Origin of the sequence: Maribacter confluentis (assembly GCF_030505015.1) — a bacterium.
GTDB classification, from domain to species: Bacteria; Bacteroidota; Bacteroidia; order Flavobacteriales; family Flavobacteriaceae; genus Maribacter; species Maribacter sedimenticola.
Genome location: NZ_JAUKUC010000001.1, coordinates 760,392 through 777,436 on the forward strand (window position 1 = coordinate 760,392; position 17,045 = coordinate 777,436).

General features: G+C 37.6%; 17 protein-coding genes and 1 other RNA gene. 4 read left to right on the forward strand and 14 right to left on the reverse strand.

Annotated elements, in window-relative coordinates:
- Window positions 1–465 precede the first annotated feature (465 nt).
- From Q2T41_RS03360 to Q2T41_RS03385, 6 genes are all read right to left on the reverse strand, one after another.
- Complete coding sequence (locus tag Q2T41_RS03360; RefSeq protein WP_144801316.1) at window positions 466–999, reverse strand: 1-acyl-sn-glycerol-3-phosphate acyltransferase; 534 nt, start codon at window positions 997–999, stop codon at window positions 466–468.
- A 63-nt stretch (window positions 1,000–1,062) separates the two neighbouring features.
- Window positions 1,063–2,190, reverse strand: a complete 1,128-nt coding sequence (locus tag Q2T41_RS03365; RefSeq protein ID WP_304434951.1) for an iron-containing alcohol dehydrogenase family protein — start codon at window positions 2,188–2,190, stop codon at window positions 1,063–1,065.
- 2 nt (window positions 2,191–2,192) lie between these two features.
- A complete protein-coding gene (locus Q2T41_RS03370) occupies window positions 2,193–2,891 on the reverse strand; it encodes an HAD family hydrolase (RefSeq protein ID WP_304434952.1) in 699 nt (232 codons plus the stop codon).
- Window positions 2,882–3,595, reverse strand: a complete 714-nt coding sequence (kdsB, locus tag Q2T41_RS03375) for a 3-deoxy-manno-octulosonate cytidylyltransferase (protein WP_304437395.1) — start codon at window positions 3,593–3,595, stop codon at window positions 2,882–2,884. Before kdsB ends, Q2T41_RS03370 begins: the two co-directional genes overlap by 10 nt.
- A gap of 26 nt (window positions 3,596–3,621) precedes the next feature.
- Window positions 3,622–4,191 carry a DUF4126 domain-containing protein gene (locus Q2T41_RS03380; protein WP_089259824.1) on the reverse strand — a complete coding sequence of 190 codons (570 nt, stop codon included), beginning with the start codon at window positions 4,189–4,191 and terminating at the stop codon, window positions 3,622–3,624.
- A gap of 59 nt (window positions 4,192–4,250) precedes the next feature.
- Window positions 4,251–5,684, reverse strand: a complete 1,434-nt coding sequence (locus Q2T41_RS03385) for an ATP-dependent DNA helicase (RefSeq protein WP_089259823.1) — start codon at window positions 5,682–5,684, stop codon at window positions 4,251–4,253.
- Window positions 5,685–5,785: 101 nt separating this feature from the next.
- Here Q2T41_RS03385 and Q2T41_RS03390 point away from each other — a divergent pair, with 101 nt between their 5' ends.
- From Q2T41_RS03390 to Q2T41_RS03400, 3 genes are read left to right on the forward strand one after another with little or no spacing between them, the layout of a single operon-like run.
- Window positions 5,786–6,436: a hypothetical protein gene (locus tag Q2T41_RS03390; protein ID WP_089259822.1), complete on the forward strand. Its 651-nt coding sequence runs from the start codon at window positions 5,786–5,788 to the stop codon at window positions 6,434–6,436.
- Window positions 6,414–7,250, forward strand: coding sequence for a DUF3822 family protein (locus Q2T41_RS03395; RefSeq protein WP_304434953.1), 837 nt, complete (start codon window positions 6,414–6,416; stop codon window positions 7,248–7,250). Before Q2T41_RS03390 ends, Q2T41_RS03395 begins: the two co-directional genes overlap by 23 nt.
- The gene (locus tag Q2T41_RS03400; protein WP_089259820.1) at window positions 7,250–7,789 is read left to right on the forward strand and encodes an RsmD family RNA methyltransferase; all 540 of its coding nucleotides are present in this window, start codon (window positions 7,250–7,252) and stop codon (window positions 7,787–7,789) included. The genes Q2T41_RS03395 and Q2T41_RS03400 overlap by 1 nt, the downstream gene beginning before the upstream one ends.
- Window positions 7,790–7,874: 85 nt before the next feature.
- On the opposite strand, the gene rnpB is transcribed toward Q2T41_RS03400, so the two are convergent.
- Window positions 7,875–8,202: RNase P RNA component class A (gene rnpB, locus Q2T41_RS03405), an RNA gene on the reverse strand.
- Between the two features lie 109 nt (window positions 8,203–8,311).
- Here rnpB and Q2T41_RS03410 point away from each other — a divergent pair.
- Window positions 8,312–10,228: a DNA polymerase III subunit gamma/tau gene (locus tag Q2T41_RS03410; protein WP_304434954.1), complete on the forward strand. Its 1,917-nt coding sequence runs from the start codon at window positions 8,312–8,314 to the stop codon at window positions 10,226–10,228.
- Here Q2T41_RS03410 and Q2T41_RS03415 read toward each other — a convergent pair.
- The 7 genes from Q2T41_RS03415 to Q2T41_RS03445 form a co-directional block, all read right to left on the reverse strand.
- The gene (locus Q2T41_RS03415) at window positions 10,223–10,570 is read right to left on the reverse strand and encodes a transmembrane 220 family protein (RefSeq protein ID WP_304434955.1); all 348 of its coding nucleotides are present in this window, start codon (window positions 10,568–10,570) and stop codon (window positions 10,223–10,225) included. The genes Q2T41_RS03410 and Q2T41_RS03415 overlap by 6 nt on opposite strands.
- A 6-nt stretch (window positions 10,571–10,576) precedes the next feature.
- The gene (locus tag Q2T41_RS03420) at window positions 10,577–11,950 is read right to left on the reverse strand and encodes an alkaline phosphatase family protein (RefSeq protein WP_304434956.1); all 1,374 of its coding nucleotides are present in this window, start codon (window positions 11,948–11,950) and stop codon (window positions 10,577–10,579) included.
- Between the two features lies 1 nt (window position 11,951).
- Complete coding sequence (gene eboE / locus Q2T41_RS03425) at window positions 11,952–13,064, reverse strand: metabolite traffic protein EboE (RefSeq protein ID WP_367186904.1); 1,113 nt, start codon at window positions 13,062–13,064, stop codon at window positions 11,952–11,954.
- An 84-nt stretch (window positions 13,065–13,148) separates the two neighbouring features.
- Window positions 13,149–14,309, reverse strand: coding sequence for a 3-dehydroquinate synthase (locus tag Q2T41_RS03430; protein WP_304434957.1), 1,161 nt, complete (start codon window positions 14,307–14,309; stop codon window positions 13,149–13,151).
- A gap of 7 nt (window positions 14,310–14,316) precedes the next feature.
- Window positions 14,317–15,216 (reverse strand): UbiA-like protein EboC, encoded by a 900-nt coding sequence (gene eboC, locus Q2T41_RS03435; RefSeq protein ID WP_304434958.1) that lies wholly within the window; start codon window positions 15,214–15,216, stop codon window positions 14,317–14,319.
- Window positions 15,216–16,127 carry a TatD family hydrolase gene (locus tag Q2T41_RS03440; RefSeq protein WP_304434959.1) on the reverse strand — a complete coding sequence of 304 codons (912 nt, stop codon included), beginning with the start codon at window positions 16,125–16,127 and terminating at the stop codon, window positions 15,216–15,218. The genes eboC and Q2T41_RS03440 overlap by 1 nt, the downstream gene beginning before the upstream one ends.
- A 5-nt stretch (window positions 16,128–16,132) precedes the next feature.
- Window positions 16,133–16,981 (reverse strand): EboA domain-containing protein, encoded by an 849-nt coding sequence (locus tag Q2T41_RS03445; RefSeq protein WP_304434960.1) that lies wholly within the window; start codon window positions 16,979–16,981, stop codon window positions 16,133–16,135.
- Between the last annotated feature and the right edge of the window lie 64 nt (window positions 16,982–17,045).

Genomic DNA, 17,045 nt, shown 5'->3' on the forward strand with positions numbered 1-17,045 from the left:
TTTCAGATTGCTTTAGCAATTTTGACTAAAATCTTCAAGCGAGGTGATAATATACAGGAATTATTTTAACAAATCTTAACAAAAGTATATTTACCCATTTATGATCGTTTATATACCATTAAATTCGTTAAAATACACGTTTATCTATACAATATATTCTAATGTATTGCATATCAATACTTTTTTATACAGCTATTATCTATTAAGAAATATTGACTTTTTTAAATACAAAAGGCCCGCCTCCCAAAAGCGGACCTTCTCCCAATTAAAATAACCTAAAACCTATTTTTAAAATCTTGATGTTCTAATATTACGGCGCTCTTCCCAGTCATTAGCTGAACGCTTTATACCTTACTTACGAGAAGATTTTCTATAGGTTTTATTACAATTGTTAAAAAAATAGTCCTTTTGTCGAATTAATACACTGTGAAGTTTAAAAGGAGTGCTTATTTAATGAGCCTAAAATTAGTTATTGTGCTTACCCTCTACCCCATCAAAAAAAGCATGGTATTTTTTAAAATCCAAAACCTGATCATCTGTTGGGTATTCCGGTTTTGATAACCTGATTTCTTTCTTGCCATAATCAAACGCCACCAAAACTATAGGCACATGTGCTGTTTTGGCTATAAAATAGAACCCTGTCTTCCATTTCTCTACCTTTTTTCTAGTACCCTCTGGAGATAACGATAATCTAAACTTTTCGCGTTCGTTAAAAATTTGAGCCGTGGCCTTTACCGTGTCATTCGTTTTAGAACGATCTATGGGGGCGCCTCCTGTCCACCTAAAAAACCACCCAAAAGGTGAATCGAAGAGACTTTTCTTACCTATGTAATTTATTTCCTCGTCCCAGACTTTGCGTACCAATAGCCCCAAAAGAAAATCCCACCAACTGGTATGTGGCACTACGATAAGAACAAATTTCTTCAGTTCAGATGGAAATCTTCCCTTTATTTTCCATCCTAAAAGTCTAAAGTATATGAATTTGGCGAATTGCTGCATCGAGCTGGTTTATAAACAAAGTAAGTTTTCTCGACTTAGCTTGAACGGAGTACGTTTTTAAGATTATATTTTTTTATAAATAGATGCCAATTTTTTGGGCGTAACGATAGTTTTCCAGTTTTCCCCCAAGGCATTTTCCCATAGTGGCGCCATGCCCATAGCCACGGTAATCATGGTGTTCATTTCTGCCTCCGATAAATTTGCACAAATTCCCGCGGGAAGTTCAATGGTATGTTTGTGCAACATTTTCTTGAACATTGATACACCCTCTGGATAAAACTCCTCCAAATATTGAAACACCAGACAATTGCCAATTCCGTGCTTTACACCCAAAACATAGCCAAGACCGTAACTCATGGCGTGGGCCACACCTACTTGGGAGTATGCAATGCTCATACCTCCATGCCAAGAGGCCATCATTAATTTTTCCCTACTATCCGTAGCTGAATTTGTAGCCAGAAAAACTTCCTTACAGAGTTCCAAGGATTTTTCCCCATAGCTTTTGCTAAAAGCATTTAAAAACGTACCATTGAGCGACTCAATACAGTGAATAAAACAATCCATACCGGTATAAAACCATTGATCTTTGGGTACACCTTCTGTTAAATCGGGATCCAATACTACTTGATCAAATGTTGTATAATCAGAATTAATGCCCAGCTTTTTATCCGGACCCATTAAAACCGTTGTTCTGGAAACCTCTGCACCTGTTCCGCTAATGGTAGGAACACCTACATGATAAACCGCAGGGGTATTTACAAGGTCCCACCCTTGATAATCCGATGCGGAACCTTTATTGGTCAACATCAATGCCACGGCCTTGGCCAAATCTAACAATGTACCACCGCCTATTCCTATAATGCCTGAAGGTAACTCACCAAAATCAGCCAAAATCTTTTTCACGAGCGCATCTACCTGCTCTGTTTTTGGTTCCTCATTGGAGGATATCAAAATAATTTGATCACAAAAAATTGTTGGTATCCTTTCTAAGAGTGGCTTATTCTCAAAAACATCATCGACCAAAAAAATCATAGGTGCTTCCGAATGCCTTCGCTTAGGCATTAAAATGTCTCCTAACTGATCAAAACTTCCCTTACCATATACCACCCGAGGTACCATTGGGAAATTTCTATATTGTTCTGAAGCTCTTGTAGGTATGTTCTTCAATGCAATTTCTTTTTTCTCCTCCATTATTATACGTATTCCAGAATATCGGTCAAGGCAGAAATGGTTATATATCCATTATTCTCCACTGGTTCCAACACTTCTTCATGCTGCCAAGTAGTATGAAAGGGTACATGAACGGCTCTGGCACCAATACCTACCAAGGGCAATACATCTGACTTTAAGGAATTTCCTATCATTAAAAATTCACTTGGCGATATTTGTAGATGATCCAAAAGATCTCTATAATTCTTTTCCTTTTTATCGCTCAAAACCTCTACATGATGAAAATATTGCGATAATCCAGACCGTTCAATTTTTCGCTCTTGATCCAACAAATCGCCTTTGGTCAAAACTATTAACCTATACTTGTCCTTTAATTGCTCTAAAACCTGAGTTACGCCATTTAGTAATTCTACCGGCCGGGATATCATCTCCTTACCTAGGTTCAAGCATTCCAAAATTGTTTTTTGGGATACTTGATTGTTTGAAAGTTCCAAGGCGCATTCTATCATGGACAGCACAAACCCTTTTATACCATAGCCGTATAAATCTAGGTTTCGTATTTCCGTGCTAAATAGTTCTTGGTCTATCTTATTTTTGGTCTCATACTTTTCCAATAGTGATGTGAATTTTTCTTCCGCATCCCTAAAATAGGTTTCGTTGACCCATAAGGTATCATCGGCATCAAAACCAATAACGCGTACTCCTTCAAAATTTATTTCCATGCTGCTTGCGCTTTCTTTAAATCGTCTGGCGTATCTATTTCTATACCTTGTACATTGGTCTCCACCATTTTAATTTTCTTGCCGTATTCCAAATACCTGATGGCCTCTATTTTTTCCGTGGCTTCTAAAGGTAACATGGGTAAACGCTGAAAATCCATCAATGCACTTTTTCTAAATGCATAGATGCCTTTGTGTTTATAATATACCGTATGATCATTTTTAGCCCTTGGATAAGGAATGGGCGACCTGGAAAAGTAGAGTGCAAAATTTCTGTTGTCCACAATGACCTTAACCGTATTTGGATTATTGATTTCCTCTTCATCGGTTATCCTTACCATTAACGAAGCCAAATCTATTTCCTTATGGATATCCGCTTCAAAAACTTTCATTACCCCTTCTAAACTTTCCCTATCCGTAAAGGGTTCATCTCCTTGCACATTGACGATAATATCCACGTCCATCTGCATTACCGCTTCGGCAATGCGGTCACTACCACAATCATGTTCTTTCTTGCTCATTATGGCCAGCCCACCTTCCTTGATAATGGTATCATAAATAAGATCACTATCTGTAACTACATACACGTCATCAAACAACTTGGTCTTTACTGCCGCTTCATACGTTCTTACGATTACGGGCTTACCGGCCAAATCCTGCATTAATTTTGCCGGAAACCTAGATGCCGCATACCGGGCAGGAATCATTGCTATTATCTTCAATTCTTATGATTTTATGATTTTGTCCTTGGTCTTATACTTCTATAGATCCTAAATATGATGACCAAGATTATAATGACCAAAACTGCGGCCAAAATAGGTGCAAATATAGATGCTGCGGAAACTACTACGGCCGTACCGGTCTCAACCGTTGCCAATACCGGGTTTGCAACACCACCCGTGGTGACCGAAGATGCCAACCGGCCCGTTGCCCCGGCAGATTTAATTGCCGTTGCTGTACCGCCGCCAGCTATTATTGCCAAGGACCACGTAATGACAGGGTCCAAGTCCGCCACTGTTGAAACCATGACCGCAGTACCTGCTATGGCGGCCAAGGGTACCGCTATACTGTCCAATAAATTATCGAACCACGGTATGAAATATGCGAAAATCTCCAATAAAGTAGCACTCCCTAACGTCATAACGGCTACTAAACTTCCAATCCATTCCCAATTATCGTTCAATTCCCAAACACCAAAAAAAGAAGCCAAACTTAAAGCGAACAAAGGTAAAAAGACCCTAAAACCAACCGATGCCGCCAGGCCAACCCCTAAAAATATACTTAAAATAGTTTCCGATGTCATTTTCCTTTTTTAATTGTGGGCAACAGTAAACTTACCATAATCACTAAAATAAACTTTTATTAATCAACAAAAAAATCATCTTTAAAACCTATAAGATATAATTTATGCTTTGCCCTTGTTACCGCGGTATACAACCACCTTAAATATTCTTTGTCCATACCATTTGGCAAATAGGGCTGTTCTACAAAAACAGTGTTCCATTGGCCGCCTTGAGATTTATGACAAGTTATTGCATAGGAAAACTTTACCTGTAGTCCATTAAAATATTTATTGTTCTTTACCCCTAAGAATTTTTTATACTTGGAGGATTCGTGCGCATAGTCCTTCATTACCTCTTGGTATAGCCTATTTCCGTCCTCATAACTTAAAGAGGGAGATTCTGCCGTAATGGTATCTAAAAGCAGTACCGTTTCAAAAGGTGCCATGTTGGGATAATCCACCATTTTTACCTTGACCTCGGCAAATTTAAAAGTATAAATCTCCTTTATAGTATAAATTTCCAATACTTCAATTATATCGCCATTGGCAATAAAACCGGCCTCTGAATTTGGTTTTAACCAATAGTAATTATTTTTGACCACCATCATAAAATCTCCAACTGCCAAATCATTTTCCAAGAACAGAATACGTTCACGTATGTTCTGGTTGTATAAATTGGCGCGCTTATTGGAACGCACAATGAACGCAGTCTCTTCCTTACCGTTTTCAGAATAAGAGCTATCTATAGCTTCCTGGATTTCATTGCCATCTATTAACCTTACAATATCCGTAAAGGGGTGTACATCAAATTTAAAGTCATCAAAAAAATCTCCCTGCAATTGTTCCCTTAATAAAGTTGCGTTGGCCAAAATACCGGAATCCCCAGCCTGTCTTACCACTTCATTCAACTCCAATCTAACGACCTCTTTGTTATAGGCCATGGAAATCTTATCGGCATCCAAAGCGGGACTCAGCACCAAATGCACCGGTGGTAATTGTGCCGTATCTCCTATAAGCAACAGCTTGCACTTATGACCGGAATAAACGTACATCATAAGATCATCTAAAAGGGACCCGTTCTCAAAAAGCTTGGAATCTGCCGCAACATCAGGTATCATTGATGCCTCATCAACGATAAACAATGTATCCCTATGTTTATTTGGGGCCAATACAAATTGCACTCCGCCCCCACCTTGCTTTTTAGGAAAATAAATTTTTCTATGAATTGTATAGGACTGTGTCTGTGAATAATTGGACATCACTTTTGCGGCCCTACCCGTGGGTGCCATTAGCACCGCTTTCTTCTGTACTTTCCATAAACTATTTACTAAAGTACCGATCAAAGTGGTTTTACCAGTACCTGCATACCCCTTTAACAAAAAAACTTCATTCTTTTCGTCAGAGAGCGTAAATGCTGCCAATTTTTGCAAAGCCACTGATTGTGTGGCAGTTGGTGTATGCGGAAATTTAGATTCCAGGATACTATAGAAAGATGCGGGAGTTATTGGTTTCATGAGCCATCAAAGATAAAGATGATTTTTAGGCCAAAAACTTTTACCATTAAAAAAAAATTGTAGATTTGTGAAGACCACTAAATTAAATTAACATATACGAAATGAAGACCATTATACAGATTGTACTTTGGGTTGGGTGTATCGCTTTAGGATACCTAATTTATAACTCCATTACTGGACCAATTAAGTTTAAGGAGGTAAAACAAGAACGTTATGCCCAGGTAGTAGCTAAATTAAAAGATATTAGAAATTCTCAAGAAGCGTACAAAACCGTTAATGGTAAATATGCGAATGACTTTAATAGTCTTATCCGTTTTATCGATACCGGTAAATATATAATTACACAGCAGAGAGATTCTTCTTTTATGGAATTTGACAAAACTTATCAAATTGACTTACTTAAAGAAGTAAAAATAATCGACACCTTAGGTTTTGTATCCGTTAAAGATTCTCTTTTTAAGACCGATAATAGATATAAGAGCTTAATGGATGTACCTACGGCACCAAACGGTGAAAAGTTTGAAATGAAAGCCGGCTACGTTGAAAAGAGTGGATACAAAGCTCCTGTATTTGAAGCTAAGGTTGACAAAGACGTAATTCTTTATGATCAACCAAAAGATCTTTTGACTCGTGAAAAAGCCGCAATTAGTGTTGAAGAGGTAAACGGACCATCTATTAAAGTTGGATCAATGGAAGAAGTAAGTACGAGCGGAAACTGGCCTCCTGTTTATGACAAGAAAAACGATCAATAACCGTACAGACATCGCGGATAAACATTTTAAGAAATTGTCCATTCAGGTTAGCTTGAATGGACTTTCTTTTTGTGTGGCAGACACTGTTACGCAGCATTTAATAATTTCCGATGCCGTCGTGTTTTCTGAAGAGATGAACCCTATGACCTTACAGGCAGAATTGGTGAAGCTTTTTAAAAAACACAATTTAGAGCAAATGGCGTTCGATGAAGTGATAACAGTACATAGAAATACGCTGTTTGGCTTGGTACCCAAATCACTGTTCAACGAAGATAACCTATTGGAATATTTAAAATTTAACACCAAGGTATTGGCCAATGACGTTCTTGCATATGATGAAGTTGAAAATCAAGACCTTATCATTGTTTACGTTCCTTACATGAATGTCAACAACTACATTTATGATCTATTTGGCGAATTTACCTATATGCACAACAGTACCGTTCTTTTACAATCCTTAATGAACAATCTTAACCAAGACCAAGAGCCCGTTTGCTATATTCATGTCAAAGAAGTACAGATGGATGTTACCGTACTGAACTTACGTAAGCTGATTCTTTATAACAGCTTTACCTATTCCACAAAAGAAGATTTTATTTATTATGTGCTTTTTGTACTGGAACAATTGAACCTAGACCCCAAAACTACCAATGTCAGGGTTTTTGGAACAATTGACCAAGATGACCCAATTTTTCAACTTTGCCATACCTATATTAAACATTTAAGCATATTTACCCCAACTATACCATCATCTATAAATATGGAGAGTCCTTTTACATCTACAATGGACTTCACTCTTATCAATACCTTATAATGCGCATCATCTCAGGAAAACATAAAGGGCGAAATTTGATCGCCCCAAAAAAGTTACCGGTAAGACCTACAAAGGATATGGCCAAAGAAAGCCTGTTCAACATTTTACATAATTCCTATTATTTTCCAGACCTTAAGGTGTTGGACCTATTTGCAGGGACAGGAAATATAAGCTATGAGTTTTCATCAAGGGGCGTTGAAGATATCCTCGCTATAGATGCACATGCAGGTTGCATAGACTTTATAGAAAAAACCGTTGACATGTTGGAGATGAACATTAGGACATTTAAAAGCGATGTTTTTGCTTTTCTTCAACGTAATACCGAGCAGTTCGATATAATTTTCTGTGACCCCTTTTATGATATGGATTTGGCCGATTTTGAAAAAATTCCGCAATTGGTATTTGAAAATAACCTTTTATTAGAGGGTGGCGTTTTGATCATTGAACATTCCAAACGTACCAGTTTGGACCATTTGCCCCATTATAGTAATTCACGAAAATATGGTGGTAGTGTTTTTAGCTTTTTTAAAGAACAATAGATGCGCTCATTGCGTCAACCCTATTCACAAGTTCTTTCCTTTTTCAATAGGGCCAGCTGAAAAATTGAAACTTTGTTGATTCCATAAAAAAAGCAGGCCATAAGCCGGATTCTGTTCGTTCTGAAAACAAATTCAGAATTGCCTTATCATTTATCTAGACCTTGGGTTGCCCCAAGGTTCTAACCGCCTACCCTTCGACTTGGGCGTGCAGCCCTCAAGTATCGATTTACATGACGTTTCACCGTATAGAGTTTACCTGGTTTCACTACAGCCTAACTGTACTTGCTTTCTGTTGCACTTGTCCTCACTTTTCAGTGGGCGGGCGTTACCCGCTATACTGCACTATGGTGTCCGGACTTTCCTCGTTTTATCCCAAATTAATGGGGATAATCCGCGATAAGGTGGCCTGCGTTGCGCAAATGTACTGCAATTGTTGATAACTAAGGATGATCTCCAGCCTTAATTCACTTTAGAATTAAGCACTATATTTATATTTGTAATAGCATAAATCATCGTATACTTTTGGAACCATTTATTGTATCGGCACGTAAATACAGACCTCAAACCTTTAAGGACGTTGTAGGGCAACAGGCCATTACCAATACATTGCAAAACGCCATTGACAAGAATCATTTGGCACAAGCTTTATTGTTCTGTGGGCCCAGAGGTGTTGGTAAGACCACTTGCGCACGAATATTGGCCAAACAAATCAACAGTGATGGTACCGAAGGTGAAGACGAAGATTTTGCCTTTAATATTTTTGAGTTGGATGCGGCCTCCAATAACTCCGTAGATGACATTAGAAACCTTATAGACCAAGTACGTATACCCCCACAGGTAGGTAAGTATAAAGTATATATTATAGATGAGGTACATATGTTGTCTCAATCTGCTTTCAACGCTTTCTTGAAAACCCTGGAAGAACCGCCAAAGCACGCCATATTTATTTTGGCCACCACTGAAAAACACAAGATTATACCAACGATACTTTCCAGATGTCAAATATTTGATTTCAAGAGAATTACCGTTAAAGATGCCGCTGAATATTTAAAATATATTGCGGAAAGCCAAGGCATCAATGCTGAGGAAGATGCCTTACATATCATTGCTCAAAAGGCAGATGGCGCCATGCGCGACGCGCTTTCAATTTTTGATAGGGTTGTCAGTTTTTCCGGTAGCGAACTAACACGTAAAGCGGTTACTGAGAATCTAAATGTTTTGGATTACGACACGTACTTTGAAGCTACCGATTTTATTTTAGAACATGACATCCCAAATCTATTGCTGCTGTTTAATAAAACTTTGTCCCTAGGATTTGACGGACATCATTTTATTGCCGGTTTAGCATCACATTTTAGAGATTTGATGGTTTGCCAGCATCCGGATACCATTACCCTTTTAGAGGTTGGTGAAGCTGCACAACAATTGTACAGGGAACAAAGTAAAAAAACCGCTCCCGCTTTTTTATTGCATGCCTTGACCATTGCCAATGATTGCGATTTAAAATACAAGACCAGTAAAAATCAGCGCCTTTTGGTGGAACTTACCCTAATGAAACTTGCCTCTATCGATTTTGATGGAGAAAAAAAAAATCCTGAATCGGTAGCTCTTGATAATACTACCATAGATTTTATTGCTCCATCCTCTTTTTACAAGCAATTTCCAAGACCAAAAAAACATAAGGCAATAAATGTCACGGCAAGTAGCAATAAGGAGCTCAACTATGAAACGCAACAGCAATCTCCTAACAACCCAAAACAGGAGCCGCAACAACTAGCTGGGGCAGAACATAAGACTGAACCCAATTTGCCAAAAGTACAGGAAGGTGAAGAGGTTGTCTTACAACCCGAAACAAGCGTAAAGGAACCTGTACTTTTTAAAAGTACGCAAAGTGCTCAGGTAGAGCCAAAAATTGACAAAAGTACTACGGAGCCCAATGAATTGGTTCCCAAGAAAATCAATATCAATATTCCTAAAAAACGGGTATCCGGTTTATCTATTTCTAGCTTAAATGCCAAGAAATTACATGAACAGAACAAGGTTGAAGTGGTAATTGATGAAAACAACTTACCAAAAAATGCCTTTACCGAGGAAGAATTACGCAAACATTGGGCAGATTTTGTAGAGATTATTGATCGTAAAGGACAGAAAATTTTAGCCTCTAACCTCCATACCGATGTTCCTAAGCTTAAGGAAAATTTCATTATTCATATAGAACTTCCTAACGGAACCATGAAGAAGGAAATAGAGCGAGAACAATTTGAGTTAATGGAATATTTACGCACCAAGCTAAACAATCATTTTATAACTTTAGAAATCGGGGTCAATGAGGCATCCGCTAAAAAATTCGCCTTTACCCCAGAGGAAAAATATCAAAAATTACGTGAAAAAAATCCTGTTATTGATTTGCTAAGACAAGAATTTGACCTTGATCTATAATTTACTCTTTACGCGAAATCCAAAAATTAAAAAGACTACACCAATAATTATAAGACCAAAGGCTTCCCTACCCAACTCAACGGTTTTTATATCACCATCATTCAAATCAAATCCTTGAAAATTAGATGGATACAAATACAAAAATCCTACACAACACAAAATTCCCAAAAGAATAAGTGGCTTAAATCCAATTTTTTGTATGGCAAATGCCAAGGAAATTGCGGCGGCAATTACATAGATCGCTACCCAAAGCATAGCATCTGGGTCGTTATATTGCAAAATGGCACCAACAGCGAACAAAATAGCGAATACATAACCCAAAATCTTAAATAATACCTTCATAGCATGTTAGTTTAAGAGGTGATCTTCAATAAGATCACGCACTTCTATTGCTGTAATACTTTCTTTCTTTACAGCCGTTTTATAATTGCTTATAAAAATTGGAAAATCCTCTTGATCTTCGGTTATTCTACCATGAGACCCTTTTATAAGCGTAGCATCAATCGGTATAATATCCATTACCGTTCTAAAGCCCAATTTCTTCTTTAACAGCTTACCTACAACTTTTGCCATAACCAATTTATCCTTGGGATCCGTTAACATTTCCACAGGATCATAACCAGGTTTTTTATGGATATCTACCATTCTGGCATAATCCGGAGCTTTAGCATCATCTAGCCAAAAATAATACGTGAACCAAGAATTATTATCTGCTACCACTACAATATCCCCGCATCTTTCGTGTGCAATATGATATTCATCTAACGCTGCTCCATATAGCACTTTCTCCACACCTTCTAAAGGTGTAATCAAATCTACAATTTTTTGAATACTCTCTAAATGCTTGCAATAAATATGCGCAATTTGATGGTCTGCAACTGCAAATGCATTACTTGCACCAGCATCTAAAAGTTCCAACCCACGCTCCTCTCTTATGGCCAAATATCCGGCTTTGCGTAGTACCCTGTTAAGATGTATTGGCCTGTTTACATTTGTAATTCCATATTCCGACAATATGATTACATTGGCACCAAGTGCTTCATAATGCAGCACCACATCTTTAATTACGGTATCTATTTCCAACAAATCCTTTGCAATTATGGAAAAATCGAGCCCGTAACGTTGTAAATTATAATCTAAGTGTGGTAAATAAATAAAAGTTAGGTCCGGATTATGCTCTTTATCCGTCAATAAGGCCGCATTGGCAATCCATTTAGAAGAATTGATCGTAGTTTTAGGTCCCCAAAACTCAAACAATGGAAATGTGCCAAGTGTAGCCTGCATTTTGTCCCTTAATGCTGCAGGATACGAATAAATATCTGGAATCTTTCTGCCATCCGCCAAATAATTAGGTCTTGGGGTTATACTAAAGTCAACATTAGAATACATATTGTACCACCAAAAATGATTGGCACACGTAAAATCTGGGTGTTTTGCTTTTAAATCGTCCCAAATTTTATTTTGCTGTACCAATTTATTGGATTGCCGCCAAAATTTTACTTCACATTCATCTTTAAAATACCACCCATTTCCCACAACTCCATGTTCAGAAGGCCATTTTCCGGTTACATACGTAGATTGCACCGAGCAAGTAACCGCTGGCAAAATTGGCTGTATATACGATGCGCTCCCTCTTTCTAGAAACGACTTAATAAATGGTGTGTGTTCCCCTATTAATCTTTTTGTTAACCCAACTACATTTATAACTACCGTTTTGTTCATTTTATAGGCGTGATTTTAACCATTCTATTTCTCTAATAATGGATACCGATAAATCTTGTTTTAAATCCTGAGGAAGTACGTCCCAAGTATATGTTTCTATTTCTAAATGTTCTGTAACAGGATTATCCCTTATATAATCTAACGCTTTTATTATATGGTCTTGAGTGGAATATAACGCCCCGTACGTTTCTAAAAATAAAGGTACATGGTAATGCGCTCGTAATTCTTGATGTTCCTCTCTTTTGTCCAAAACTTCAGGGAGATCACTATAGGTTTTTACCCTATCATCTATTTTTTCCGTTACTTGATGCAGGTATGTAGGCTCGTTAAACTTTGAAAGTTCGCTCCAAATTGCTTCATTATTTTCACCATCAAATAGTATTTTCAATGCGGCACTTACTTGTATTTTACCAATTCTAATCTGCTGGTCCCTAAACTTGGAAAAAGTATCTTTTGGTTCTTCATACGCCAATGAAAAATGGCAAATATCGTAACAAACAGTTATATATCTTTTGATGAGCAAAGCGGCCTCAGCATCACTCAAGCCTAATTTTGCCTTGAAGAAGGGAATTCCTATTGGAAGCAAATACGTGGAAAAGAAATGTAAAACCTCATCGCTATTTTCCAAAAGTCCGTCCGGTTCCGGTTCAATATCCAGATGCATATATTTACCTGCGGTCTTTTCCAGTTCCAGCAAATAATCTGCCACTTGAATCATATGCTTGGCACCAATTTCAAATGCCTTTACAGTTTCTTTTGTTGTTTTGTACCAATATTTATAAGTAATTGGCGATGTTGATATACCCCCATTTAATCCGTTAGGCAACAACACCGACAATTGTTTGATCATGCGTTTGGTATATATCACCCGTTCATTGGTAGTCCAGTCCGGAGCATGGACTAAATCCTTTACCCGTTCATCATGAAAATTGCCGTACGGAAAACCGTTCATGGTAAATACATACACTTCATTTTGGATCAACCATTCTTGAAAAGTGGCCATATTTGAACCAATTTCAAGCTCCTCACTTGCTTTATTGGATAACCTGAGCCCTAATCCAAATGGAGCAGTAGCTGAAACCTTACTTTTAATTTTCGGTACATGTTCCTGAATACTGTCAAAAGTGCTTTTCCAATCTTGACCCGGTGTATATTAGTACAATATGTTACGTGAAGATCCTTAATTACCAGCATGTCCTTAGTTTAATGCAAATTGATGGTTTAGTCTTACAACGGCTTGCTTCATAAGTTGTAAATCTATAGTATGTACATCATGTTTTACTCCTAACCCTGCAATTAGTGTTATGGTCAGTTCACCCCCCAAATGTTCCCGAAATTCCTCTAAACCATTAAGCAGCGTATCAATTTCACCTGATGACTTAACGGGAAGCGAAAGGTCAAAACCTATATGTATCATTACATCCAAAACATGTTGTAGGTCGGCATCTGATATTAAACCGATCAAATGTGCATAGGTAACATCTAAGGCAATTCCCTTTGCAACAGCCTCTCCATGGCGTAGTTCATAGTTGGTCATGAACTCCATCTTATGTGCAGCCCAGTGTCCAAAATCCAAAGGTCTTGAAGAGCCCGACTCAAATGGGTCGCCCCCTTGCGCAATATGGTGCATGTGCATTTCCGCACATTTGTAGATTACATATTGCATGGGTTCCATTTCCCTGTTTTTTAAGGCAATTGCGTTATCCGCAATGTATTTAAAAAAATTGTTATCCTTTATCAATGCTACTTTGATCGCCTCGGCAATTCCGGAAATCCAATCTCGTTGTTCCAGGGTTCGTAAAAAACCGCTATCATTGATAATTGCATATGGAGGTGCAAAAGTCCCTAAAAAATTTTTTTTCTTGAATGCATTTACACTATTCTTTACCCCTACGGCAGAATCGTTCTGGGAAAGCACCGTTGTAGGTATACGTATTAATTTTACTCCCCTATGGGCAATTGCCGCAGCATAACCGACCATGTCTATAACGGCTCCCCCACCAATAGCAATTACAAAAGAATGACGACAGATCTTATGGGTATTTATTCCCTTTAAAACGGAATCTATGGAATCGTTACCATTCTTGACCTGTTCCCCCCCAGGAACCACAATACTACCCGTAAACTTCATTACCGCTTCATTGGCCTTGCAATATGCACTTATTTGGGAAACTAGGTCTGGGTGATGGTTTTGAACACCATCATCCACAATGAACAATAATTTAACCGGCTCAAAAGTCTTGTAATCCGCTATTAACGTTGTGAACAATGAATTTTGAATATTGAAAAGTCCTGTTGTGAAATAGAGTTGATATTCATACTCTACTTTAAAAGACTGTTTTATAGATGGTAACTGCATATAAATTTTAGGTTACTGCAAACAATTTAGATAATAATATGGATAAAGGTAAAAGCAACAAAACGGCCAACGCTAGCTGCCAATTGGCAAAACCGGCAACCCAACAAGCATTCATTATAATTAACGACAAAACCCCTGCTATTACCGCCTTTTTAATGTTTTTTGGCGAATTGTCCTTGTAGGCTTTAATCAGTGGTTTAATGGTAAAAAATGCAAAAGCCAATAAAAACGGTACCAACACCAACATATTATCCGTTTTTACTACTGTTATTAACGCTATGGACAGGAAGACTATTGTATACAAAATACCTGCCCAAACTATATGCTTTTTATTATCACCATGAACCTCTCCTCTACTGATTAAGGTAATGGCAAAAATATATACGACCGGGACCAAGGAAATATACCAATGCGTAAGACTTCCTAAAATAGACAGCCCCATTAAAAGGTTTAAACCGCGGCAAATACCCATATTTAATGGACCAGCAAAACCAAACTGCTTAAAATAACCATCATACGTTAAAATAGCCGTCGTTAAGACCACAGATATAATTCCTGATAATACGGTACATTTAAATGCCAAGGCAATTCCTATCAAAATTAAAATGGCACCAAAATAAAGGGCATTTCGTTTAGGTACGCGTCCGCTTGGTATGGCTCTTTCAGGTCTTTCCAGAGCATCTAATTCAGCATCAAAAACATCGTTAAATACCACTCCGCCCGCATATAATGCAATTGATGAAAATACCAATAAAAATACATCACCCCCATTCTCGCTTAAAAATGAAAGAACTTCAATATTCCGTAAATATAAAATAATAGCAATACCCGCAAATATATCAGCTGCCGCAGTTGGTAGGTTTGCAGGCCTCATTAGCTCTAAATAGCCCTTTAAAGCCTTCCTCATTAGTGAATTTTATCAGTTTTTTGAATTTTAGGATTTTGCCCCCTTAAAACGCTATTATTGTTATATAATTCAGTTTGATCGATTCCTTTGGCATTCATCCAATCAGATTCCTTCATTTTTCCATTTTTACCAAAGGCGTCCAAAGCATTTTGATAACAAGTTTTTTTAACATGTTTCTCTGCAATACCGTTTTTTAACATTAAGGATGCGGTTTTTGGTACTGCAAGCGGATCACTAACGCCCCAATCCGCAGAACTATCAACTATAATATCTGTACTACCATATTTCTTTACCACTTCAACCATTCTCTCATTTCCCATTTTGGTATTTGGATAAATGGTAAATGCAGCAATAAATCCTCTGTTCAATACTTCTTCTACCGTTTCCTCATTATTATGGTCTATTATAACCCTTTTAGGGTCTAAACCATGCTCTAAACACACTTCCATACTTCTGATCGTGCCCGCTTTTTTATCCCTGTGCGGAGTATGAACTTGCACCACCATATCCAATTCCTTTGCCAATTCTAATTGTATTCTAAAGTATTTGTCTTCAGCGGCAGTTTGGTCGTCATATCCAATTTCCCCAATAGCAACAACATTCTCCTTATGAACATATAATGGCAAAAGTTCAATTACCTGTTCCGCTAAGGCCTCATTATTGGCTTCCTTAGAGTTCAATCCAATTGTACAGTAATGTTGTATTCCAAATTGGCTGGCCCTAAATGGCTCCCATCCCACTAAACTACTGTAGTAATCTTGAAAAGACCCTACTTTAGTCCGTGGTTGGCCTAACCAAAACGAAGGTTCAATAAGCGCTACAATACCTGCTTTGGCCATTGCCTCATAATCATCTGTAGTTCTTGACGTCATATGAACATGAGGGTCAATAAACATCATTTTATCTTTCATTCTATTTATTGTTTAAGGGTATTCCAACTAATATTATTTGTTTCCGCTTCTTCTTTGGCCTCTGGATAATTGTTCAATAATTCCAAAGCCTTATGATTCCCAGAATGTATACAACATAAAACCGCTGCCCTATTTTCCCAAACATCATCACTTTCAAAGAGGCGTTGTATATCATCTAATAAAGCTTCATTTAAAAATGTAGTAACCGGTCTCCAAAATAACGGGTCAACTTTTCGCTTAGCTGCCCAGCGTTCATGGGCATAATCCGATATAATTCTTGCCAAATCCTTATTTGCGCGTTGATCGATCGATTCTATTTTTCCCAGGTCACGCTCCATAAAAGCGGCCTTTAAATACATTTGATTCCACTGTTGCTCATCAAAATAGGTCGCAGGATATGGATTATTCAATGCAATGGCATCAAACACAGTTGCAATATTAGTACGTAAAGCCTCTACTGCAGTATTTTTATAGGCCTCTGGATTAGGCAATAATACCAAGTATTTTAAAAAAGTCTCTAATTCACCTGTATCCGCCACTTCTATAATAGTGGCCACCTTAGGGGTATAAAAATCCAGGTCCTGCTCTAGGACCGCAGAGAGCAAATATATACGGGCAATCTGCAATAAACTTGCGTAATGTGTCCTAAAATAATTGACAGTATCATTTTTTTCCCCTTCAAAATTTACAGGTTCAGAACCATCAAATTTTACGTTTGAAATACTATAAGCCATAAACAAATCTTTAGAAGATCTGTCAGCTGATATCTTTAAGATTTTATCATTTAGCCACGTAATACTTTCCGGCTTTCCATATTTCAACAATATATCCTGAATCTCTTTTTGAACATGCATTTTCTTACTGAATTCTCTTTACCTCAAAAATAATTATTATTAACTAGTAAGTTGTTAAAGCTAT